This is a genomic window from Leyella stercorea DSM 18206 (genome assembly GCF_000235885.1).
Lineage (GTDB): Bacteria > Bacteroidota > Bacteroidia > Bacteroidales > Bacteroidaceae > Prevotella > Prevotella stercorea.
The window spans coordinates 4,371-13,103 of record NZ_JH379363.1; the positions used below are offsets into that span (position 1 = coordinate 4,371).

The 8,733-nt window shown below is 41.6% G+C and carries 8 protein-coding genes; 6 read left to right on the plus strand and 2 right to left on the minus strand.

Annotated features, from left to right (window positions below; all coding sequences use genetic code 11):
* The first annotated feature begins 291 nt into the window (after positions 1-291).
* Positions 292-813: a hypothetical protein gene (locus HMPREF0673_RS01345; RefSeq protein ID WP_007897096.1), complete on the plus strand. Its 522-nt coding sequence runs from the start codon at positions 292-294 to the stop codon at positions 811-813.
* 366 nt (positions 814-1,179) lie between these two features.
* Positions 1,180-1,926, plus strand: a complete 747-nt coding sequence (locus HMPREF0673_RS01350; RefSeq protein WP_007897097.1) for a hypothetical protein — start codon at positions 1,180-1,182, stop codon at positions 1,924-1,926.
* Positions 1,927-2,053: 127 nt separating this feature from the next.
* Here HMPREF0673_RS01350 and HMPREF0673_RS01355 read toward each other — a convergent pair whose 3' ends face one another.
* Both HMPREF0673_RS01355 and HMPREF0673_RS01360 read right to left on the minus strand, forming a co-directional pair.
* Positions 2,054-2,674, minus strand: a complete 621-nt coding sequence (locus tag HMPREF0673_RS01355; protein ID WP_007897098.1) for an HAD family hydrolase — start codon at positions 2,672-2,674, stop codon at positions 2,054-2,056.
* A 12-nt stretch (positions 2,675-2,686) separates the two neighbouring features.
* Positions 2,687-3,313 carry an NUDIX hydrolase N-terminal domain-containing protein gene (locus tag HMPREF0673_RS01360; protein ID WP_007897099.1) on the minus strand — a complete coding sequence of 209 codons (627 nt, stop codon included), beginning with the start codon at positions 3,311-3,313 and terminating at the stop codon, positions 2,687-2,689.
* A 256-nt stretch (positions 3,314-3,569) separates the two neighbouring features.
* On the opposite strand from HMPREF0673_RS01360, the gene HMPREF0673_RS01365 reads away from it, so the two are divergent.
* The 4 genes from HMPREF0673_RS01365 to mobV all read left to right on the plus strand — a co-directional run bounded on the left by HMPREF0673_RS01365 (position 3,570) and on the right by mobV (position 8,695).
* A complete protein-coding gene (locus HMPREF0673_RS01365) occupies positions 3,570-3,941 on the plus strand; it encodes a helix-turn-helix domain-containing protein (protein WP_007897100.1) in 372 nt (123 codons plus the stop codon).
* Between the two features lie 4 nt (positions 3,942-3,945).
* Positions 3,946-5,337 carry a DUF3987 domain-containing protein gene (locus HMPREF0673_RS01370; protein WP_007897101.1) on the plus strand — a complete coding sequence of 464 codons (1,392 nt, stop codon included), beginning with the start codon at positions 3,946-3,948 and terminating at the stop codon, positions 5,335-5,337.
* A gap of 114 nt (positions 5,338-5,451) precedes the next feature.
* A complete protein-coding gene (locus HMPREF0673_RS01375; protein ID WP_040596201.1) occupies positions 5,452-6,474 on the plus strand; it encodes a DUF6371 domain-containing protein in 1,023 nt (340 codons plus the stop codon).
* A gap of 190 nt (positions 6,475-6,664) precedes the next feature.
* Entirely contained in the window at positions 6,665-8,695 is a 2,031-nt protein-coding gene (gene mobV, locus HMPREF0673_RS01380) for a MobV family relaxase (RefSeq protein WP_007897103.1), read from the plus strand.
* Positions 8,696-8,733 lie beyond the last annotated feature (38 nt).

The window sequence follows — 8,733 nt, forward strand, 5'->3', positions numbered from 1 at the left end:
AGAGAACGTAAATGCGGTTTTTACATGCTTCTACATCTAACTTTGTGGAAGTTTTTGAAAGAATAACAATAAACAATAGTCCGTTAATTTTTTCGTAGGAGCACAAGGTTAGAAGCAAACCATAGAAAATATTGCGAATAAGATAGAACGCAACTAATTGAAAATAAGCTATTTGTATAAAAAATACAACATCTAAAAATTAGCTATTTCACTGATTTTAGCAACTTTGTAAGTGAAAAATAAACATAAAGTTATGCTGATAACCAGCTTGATAAGTCGATATATGGAGCTATGCAAAGCAGCATTTTATTCTGTGGTGGGGCGAAGTTAAACAAAAGTATCCAATCAAACATCATGGAGATGCTATTTCTTTTGATGGTAATACCCGGAAAAGTAAATTTCACCCAAATGGGACGCTATGGTAAACGTGGTGAACAATGTTATAGGCAGACCACTGAACGTAGCGTTGACTGGCTTGAGATGAACATGCGGCTAAGCGCTTATGCTTTCAAAAAAGGGACGAGACGCAATGCTATAGCCATTGACCCAAGCTTCATCAAGAAGTCTGGCAAGTGTTCTCCGTACATGGGCTCATTTTGGTCTGGGTGTGCAGGTGCTGTCAAGAGGGGTTTTGAAATTCTTGGAATAGGAGTTGTCGATGTTGACCTACACGAATGCATGATGTTAAAAGCCGTACAAACAACATTAGATAAAGACAAAGAGAATGATGACATGAGTCTATACGATTGGTATGCCAAGATTTCCGATGCTCAGAAGCGTGCTTCGGTTGACTGCATCACCTTGAAGAAGTAATCTTTTGACAATAACACTCAGAAAAGGACTGTTGGAATAATTGAGTTCCAATAGTCCTTTTCTCATTTTGTTGGTTCTATTTGCTGTCGTGGATAGAACCAATTCGACAAATACATTCCAATTTCTGTTGATATTAAAGAGGAACTGCAAATTTCCCTTTTCTTTGCCCTTACCTTTGTAGCCAGTAATCAGCAACAACTGACGCTAACGAGCTGTTTCAAGTATGATTCAGAGTATGAAATCATATTAGAACGCTAATAAAGCGTAAAAGAAAGAGTGCCAGAGAACGTAAATGCGGTTTTTACATGCTTCTGCATCTAACTTTGTGGAAGTTTTTGAACGAATAACAATAAAACGAATACAATAATGATAGAAAACAAGACAACTTCAGATTGTACCATCTACGCTTTTGTTGGTACGGCAATTCTCGCCATCTCTCTTGTCGTGGCTATGTATGTAGGCAATGACTTTCACCAAAGTCTGTTTGTCGAGTCAATCATCTTTGTAGGGAGCAATATCCTGCTTTGGGCGATATTCATTTCTATGGTGAATTATCCCTATGAACTTATGACCATTGGTAGCAACAGCAAGACAAAGAAAAACGTTGTAGAAGCAGAGCCAGCAACAGAACAAGAACAGCCAAAGCAAACATTACCACAAACAGAGTCAGCACAATACAGTCATGAAGACTATGCCAAGCGTGTAGAGGCACAAGAAAAAGAAGCACAGGAGGAAAAGGACAAGCGAACAAGAGCCGTACTTGACTATGTGCATCGTACCATGTCAAGGTTTCTGTATGAGGAAGATTTGTACAAGGTAATTGAAGCTGTCAAAGAATGGAGCAATGACACCAACTATACCCCGACAAAAATAAACCGTTTCAAGGAGACGGTTGAGAATATTCCTTTAAGACACTTCGTGTGGAATATCGCAGAACGTTTGGGTAAGCGTGATTACACAATGGCAATGCGAATATCCTTTATCAAGGCTTTGTTCCCAAAACCGTTTGAAGGCTTGGACTACAGCACATTGAAGAACCTGAAAGCACCATGCTCCAATGATGTCATTCCTATTGACGAGCCTGCCAATGGTGGATATGATTTCCATGGATGATAATGTAGCCTTTGGCAAAATCGCTTTTCTTCCCTATTTCCTTATAATTGGATATTACAACTAAAAAAGCCGTATCTTGACCAAATGGTCTTGATGCGGCAGATTTCATAATTAGTCAGTTCGTCTTTTATAGAATTTTACTTATATCATGGGGTGTCTTAAAATAATAGTCTGCACGTATAGGATTAGATACATTGTTGCTCCATAAAACCAATCCGGAATCAACACCGGCATTGTCAGCACATTGAATATCATAAATACTATCACCAATATAGAGAGCATTTTCGAGGTTTATATGGGCTTTAGCCAAATATGCTACTAAGGGTGCTGCTTTGGGCTTATGTTCATCAGTATCATCTGCACATACAATTGTGGAAAAAAAGTCCGCTAACCCTAATGGTTCAAAATCAGAATGATATTCTTGATATGTTTTGGAGGTTACAATGCCTAAAAGATAGCCTTTTGATAAAAGGGATTGCAAGCATTCTTTGATACCTTGAAAAGGTTGAATAGTGTGCTGGAGCAATTTCATATTCCTATCCCATCGTTTCAAAGCATCTTCTATGTCGGGTATTTTGAGTAATTCCAACGCATTTCTTCCGGTAATACCTAAAGCAAATTTCAGACTTTCATATTGAGGTGCACGTCCCGTTATTTCTGTAATTGTTTTTATTAAAGAGTTGATGACTGCATATTCCGTATCTATCAATGTACCGTCTATGTCGAATACGATATGTTTATATTTCATATGTTTTATTTATTAGTCAAATAATACTTGCCAGTTTTTATCAGAGTAAGCAGAAAAGCACATTTTAATTTGTTCTTCGTTATTTTTCTCTTTTGCAAGAATAGGTAATTCTTCCAATCCGAAATAGGCACTCTCATCCGTTTCAATATTGGGTCGGAAAGATCCGCTTTCAATCTCACAAAGAACAAAAACTTTACAGACATTGTAGGCATATGGGGGAATATTATGTAAATTTCTATCCTGTATGGCTATTACCCGGATAGCTTTTACATTTAACCCTGCCTCTTCTTTTACTTCTTTTTCTGTATTAGTTTTGATACTCTGATTTATATCGACCCAACCACCGGGCAAAGACCAAGTTCCATTTTTCTCTTTCACAAGCAATATTTTATCATCTTTGAATATCGCAGCTCGTGTATCTAATTTAGGAGTTTGAAATCCAGTTTCATTGCAAAACAGATTCTTTACTTTTTCTATGGGTATTCCACTTTGCAGGCTGAGCATTTCTGCTGCAATTTCTCTAATGCGTTCAAAGCGTTCTATATCAAATACATCTTTGGAGTATGTCAATCCCCCTTGGGCAATGAATTGTAGTTCTTTTGCCCATTCAAGCCATTGTGGTTGTACTATTTTATTCATATAGTGAATGTTTGTATCGTTATATTGATATGCAAAGGTAATGTTTTGTTTCTAAACAATGACACAAAACACGTTCTCTTATACGGGTTCACCTTTATTTTAACAATATCATTGATAGATAGTTTCGGATAGGTAACTATCCAATAATCCCCATTGTTAGAGTTATTCCTTCGTGAATGACAAATGACTGTCACGAACCTCAGTAACGGAAGCATCATTCTGTTCCTTTGTCCCAGTTTTTTAGAACAACTTGTATATGACAAAGGAATTAACTTTCAACGACCTTCCAATGGTCGTTGCCCAGCTTCGGGACGAAGTGGTGGGCATGAAGCAGATGATCATCAGTCTGCAATCACAGAACAAGCCACACAAGGCTAATACGCACATACCTATGAGTGTGGAGGAAGCATCGGCATACCTGAAAATGCCGATGGCTACCCTCTACATGAAACTTGGAAATGGCAGCATTCCTGCCACCAAGCCTGGCAAGCGTTACTGCCTTTATCAGGATGAACTTGACAAGTGGCTGGAGACTAACCGCAAGAATCCTGTACCTCTTACTGCAGAGGAAGAGAACGCAGCCATTCTTGCAGGAAACAAGCGCAAGCCGAAACCCTTAAACTGGTAATAGTATGGATGCGCTTGAACTCTGTAACAAAATCAACATGGAAGCCGAGTCTTTAGCGGACTCAGGCTTCCCTCTTGAGGTATTTCCACAAAAAATGCAGTCCATCATCATAGACATGGTGGTGCACGGCAATTTCAAGGTGGATTATGTCGCCATGTCCATGCTGTCGGCAGCATCAGCGGCTCTTGGCAATACCTATCGTATTCACGTTAAGCAGGATTGGGACACGAATGCCGCCCTTTATATCATATTGGTTGGCAGACCTGGCATGGGCAAAACTCCACCATTACAGCTTGCATACAAGCCAATTCGGGAGTATGAACGAAAGCTGTTTGACAAGTTTTGCTATGAACTTGACCTATATGAGGCAGCATGTGCAACAAAGGAAAGCGGAAGAAAGGAAATGAAGAAGCCTATTCTGAAAAGGGTCACATTGGATGACTTTACATTGGAGGCTCTGGTATTGGAGCATTACAACAACTTGCGTGGCATAGCCATCAACTATGATGAAATTCTCGGACTGCTTGCCAATACAGACAGGTATGGGAAAAATCCCATGCTTGAACGCCTACTTTCCATTTGGAGCGGATGCCACTTGGAGAACACCCGTGTCAAGAATGACCGCCCACAACGTGTAGAAGAGCCATGTGTCAACATCATCGGTACAACACAGACCAAACGAATGAAGGAACTGATGGCTTCCAAATTCATGGATACAGGTTTTCTTGACCGTATTCTGGTTGTATATCCCAAATCCAAGAAAGTTCCACACTGGCTGGATGAGGAAGACAGCCATGTGCGCCAGAGCGAGGCTTCAAGAAAATGGGCTGACATCATCGGGAAAATCTTTGGACTTGACTATGCAAGGTGTAATGACACAAATGAATGTTGTCCAAATATCCTTTATATGGACAAGGACGCACATTCCCTTTTCTTTGGTTGGTGGAACAGAAATGTGGATGCCATCAATGCCATAGAGGACGATGAAGATGTTGAAACGAGGGTGATGAAGCACAATACCCACGTCGCACGCATTGCCTTATTGCTCCAAGCTCTAAGATATGCCTGTGGCGAAAGCCATCTGCAAAGTATTGATGTGGATTCCATAAAAGGAGCATTACTGCTCAATGAATATTGTGAGAATTGTTATCAACGCTGCCGAGCCTTTGTTGCTGAAGACACCTGTGATTCTATGTCCAAGGAGTTGCTGTATCTGTTAGAAGACAGTTTTGACACAAAAACTGCCATTAAAACAGGAATGGAGAATCTGCGTGTTACAGACCGTACTGTGATGAACTATATAAAGGAGCTTATGAAATCTGGACTAATCACAAAGGCAAAGAAAGGATTTTACGAAAAAGTAAAGTTCGAAACAGGACAGACAACTGAAACATAAACCAACCTGTTTTCAGTATTCATTTGTTTCAGTTTTTCAGTTGACAAGTGCGTAACTGAAAACATGAAAGAACTGAAAGCTGAAATTCACCAATAATTCATTTCAGTTACGATGATGAACGAGTATAGATTTCACTTGGAGAAATACAGATCGGGCAATCGTTACACATGCCCGAATTGTGAGCGCAAGCGTTGTTTCACAAGATACATAGATGATGAGGGGGAAGTGTTCTTCCCTGACAATGTAGGCAAATGCGACCATGAGCATAGTTGTGGGTATCACTATACTCCTAAAGACTATTTCCGTGAGCATCCAGACTTTCTATCTAAAGACAAATTGCCATATCCGACAAGAAGGAATATCCAACCGAAAGTCGTAGAAAAGCCTATTTCCTATATCGCCAACGCTATTATGGAGCGTTCCTTGTCCCATTACGGAATCAATCCGTTATACCAGTACCTTTCCAAGGTCTTTGGTGAACAAGAGACAGAAAGGCTGATGAAGATGTATCATGTCGGAACATCCTATAAGTGGGGAGGCTCAACCATTTATTGGCAAGTTGACAAGGATGATAAGGTGAGGACTGGCAAGGTCATGCTATATAATCACAAAGACGGACATCGTGTGAAAGAGCCACGTTCTTATGTTGGATGCGCGCATGCTTTTCTTCATCTTCCAGATTTCAACTTGTGCCAATGTTTCTTTGGTGAGCATTTGCTGGCACAGCATCCCACAATGTCGGTCGCTATTGTCGAGAGTGAAAAAACTGCCATAATCGCATCCCATTTCATCCCCAATTTCATCTGGCTGGCAACTGGAGGTATGCATGGCTGTCTCAACCAAATCGCTGTCAAGGTATTGGGAGGTCGGGACATCATTCTATTCCCTGACCTTGGAGCAACGGACAAATGGAAATCAAAAATTCCATTGCTGCAATCTGTTTGCAAAAGGGTTGTCATAAGCAACATCTTGGAAGACAATGCCACCGATGAACAAAAGACCAAAGGTCTTGACATTGCCGACTTCCTATTGATGACGGAAACACCGCAGATGGCGCTACAAAGGCTGATAAAGCAACATCCGCCACTCCAACATCTGATAGACAGTCTTGGGTTGGTGTTGGTGGAAGAGTCCTAGCAGAGTGGGTAAGGATCTGCGAGCACGCCCAGCGTGACGGACTTTCACAAAAGTCCTAAACATAATAGGGACTTTTAGATTCACCTGCTGACGCTGTTCACTTAAAAAGTCCTTCTATTATGCTCAGGCTCCGCCCGAGATCTGTCTCCAATTATACAATAACTACGTTACAAGCTCAAATGAAATTCTTATGGAAAGAAACATACCACGTGCCGCCATCCATGTAGGCACAGACAAGAAATCGTTCTCGTCCCAAGTGGGCAATGAGGCGGAGCGCAGAGGTTGGGACGAGAAGCGTTACCAACTCAAAAATGCGGACATAGACAAGAACAACCATTATAACTACTCACGCAAGAGACTCAACTTTGAGATAGTCAAGGGTGGAAAGATAGTGCCTCTTGGTTCCCTGTATGTGCCGTTGCATGAACGCTTGCAGCACAGACTTGATGAACTTGGCTTCAAGCCGTATATGGATGCCAAGCGTCCCGACCAAGTTTCAAGGAACAGTCCGAACTGCACTGTCGGCATCATCTTCAGTGGTGACCATGATGTGCTTAACAGGCTTGCCTTTGGTGAAAAGAAACTCAACACGTCAGATCCAAATGCTGACCACAGCAATGTGACGTTACAAAAAGGCATCTATGACTGGGCATTGGACACCTACCGCTTTGCATGTGAGAAATGGGGAGAAGAGAATGTCATCGGCTTTGACGTGCATTGTGACGAGACAAGCATCCATGCCCATGTGCAGACCGTGCCTGTTGAACAAGTAAGGAAACGTGGGCGCATCGGAAGCAAGTACATTCACAAGGATAATCCAGAAAATGTTCTTACAACCAAAGAATGGAGAGCACTTCCAAAAGAAGAACGTGACAGCTACACAAAATCGGAAGCGGCAAAGGGTGTTGTTGAAAGAGTCTCTTATGCCAAAGTGTGGGGAGAGCGAGCAAAGTACAAATCCCAATACCTTTCCCAACTGCATACTGACTATTACAACAAGGTAGGGCGTAAGTATGGCTTGGCAAGAGGTTTCTCCTATGATGAACTTTCAGAGGAAGAGAAACGAGGACGCAAGCATAAGAACAAGGTAGTACTTGAAGCGGAACGTCAGGCGAAAGTAGCTCTTGACAAAGTGGAGAAGTATGCTGTACTTGCCCTGATAGACAAGAAGGAGTTGACCATTCCTTTTCTCAACATCAAGGCTCCAGTTCAAGAAGCGATGAATGCCGTAAAGAAAGAACTTGCCATCCCGATTCCTGCACTTATAGGACAAAAGGCGTGGCGTGAGGAGCGTGTAAGCAACATCAACGCAGCTATCAAAGCTCTTGTAGCAGCCATCAATACAGAACGTGACAAGCAGAATGAAGATGTACGCAAGTCTGTCAACAAGACGTACACTTACTATATGCAGAATCTCAATAAGCAGATAGAGGAGAACAAGTCGCTTCGTGCCGAGAATGATGCGCTAAAGGCAGAAAACAACAAAGTCAAACAACACATCTCTCAACTTGACGAGAAGGCTGTGGAGCGAGTGACTACTCAACTTGTCTGTGCGAAGGAAGAACTCGCCAGTGCCAAAAGTTATAATACTACACTTATGGAAATGTACAATGATTTGAAGGCTCGTTGGAATACCATTTGGCAAGAGCCTGAAATGACAGACGCATGGAGACGAGTGGAAGCACGTAAGGAGAAAGAAACAAAAGAAAAGGCTCGGCAAGAAGCCGAAGCCAAACGTGAAAGCATGGCTCGGCAAAATAGATACATAGGAGTGCTTGACAAGTTCATCCATGAGGGGCATGAAGCTTTATCATCCTTTGCAAAAACAGACAGAGTCAACTTCAACGAGAAAGAATCGACTTCCATATACTATGGCATTATGGCATCTGCTGTAAAGCATAATATTGAATTGGACTCTAAAGCCAGTATAGAATCGGCAGCAAAAAGGTTCTTATCTGATATGTCTTGGCATGGTTTTACAGACTTCAAGCAGGAATGTGTCACTAATTGGACAAAACTCTTCGCCACGAATGAAGTTCAATTCACAAACAACGCCATTGACAACTTCCTTACTTTTGTTGACCACATGTCATGCAGTGCAGACACATACGTTTCACTTGGTGGCTCTAATGGTTGTGCCGACCAACTTACAAATTGGGACGGAACACAAAAGGCAGGATTGGGAACTGTTACACGGATAAAACATAGAGTGCTGCGATGATTGTTAATAACCTGTTGGCGGAATTAAAAAACCGCCTG

What these genes read in the sequence shown, in the direction of transcription:
- HMPREF0673_RS01345 (WP_007897096.1), top strand. Translation starts at nt 292, where the DNA reads ATGCAAAGCAGCATTTTATTCTGTGGTGGGGCGAAGTTAAACAAAAGT.
- HMPREF0673_RS01350 (WP_007897097.1), top strand. Translation starts at nt 1,180, where the DNA reads ATGATAGAAAACAAGACAACTTCAGATTGTACCATCTACGCTTTTGTT.
- HMPREF0673_RS01355 (WP_007897098.1), bottom strand. Translation starts at nt 2,674, where the DNA reads ATGAAATATAAACATATCGTATTCGACATAGACGGTACATTGATAGAT.
- HMPREF0673_RS01360 (WP_007897099.1), bottom strand. Translation starts at nt 3,313, where the DNA reads ATGAATAAAATAGTACAACCACAATGGCTTGAATGGGCAAAAGAACTA.
- HMPREF0673_RS01365 (WP_007897100.1), top strand. Translation starts at nt 3,570, where the DNA reads ATGACAAAGGAATTAACTTTCAACGACCTTCCAATGGTCGTTGCCCAG.
- HMPREF0673_RS01370 (WP_007897101.1), top strand. Translation starts at nt 3,946, where the DNA reads ATGGATGCGCTTGAACTCTGTAACAAAATCAACATGGAAGCCGAGTCT.
- HMPREF0673_RS01375 (WP_040596201.1), top strand. Translation starts at nt 5,452, where the DNA reads ATGAACGAGTATAGATTTCACTTGGAGAAATACAGATCGGGCAATCGT.
- mobV (WP_007897103.1), top strand. Translation starts at nt 6,665, where the DNA reads ATGGAAAGAAACATACCACGTGCCGCCATCCATGTAGGCACAGACAAG.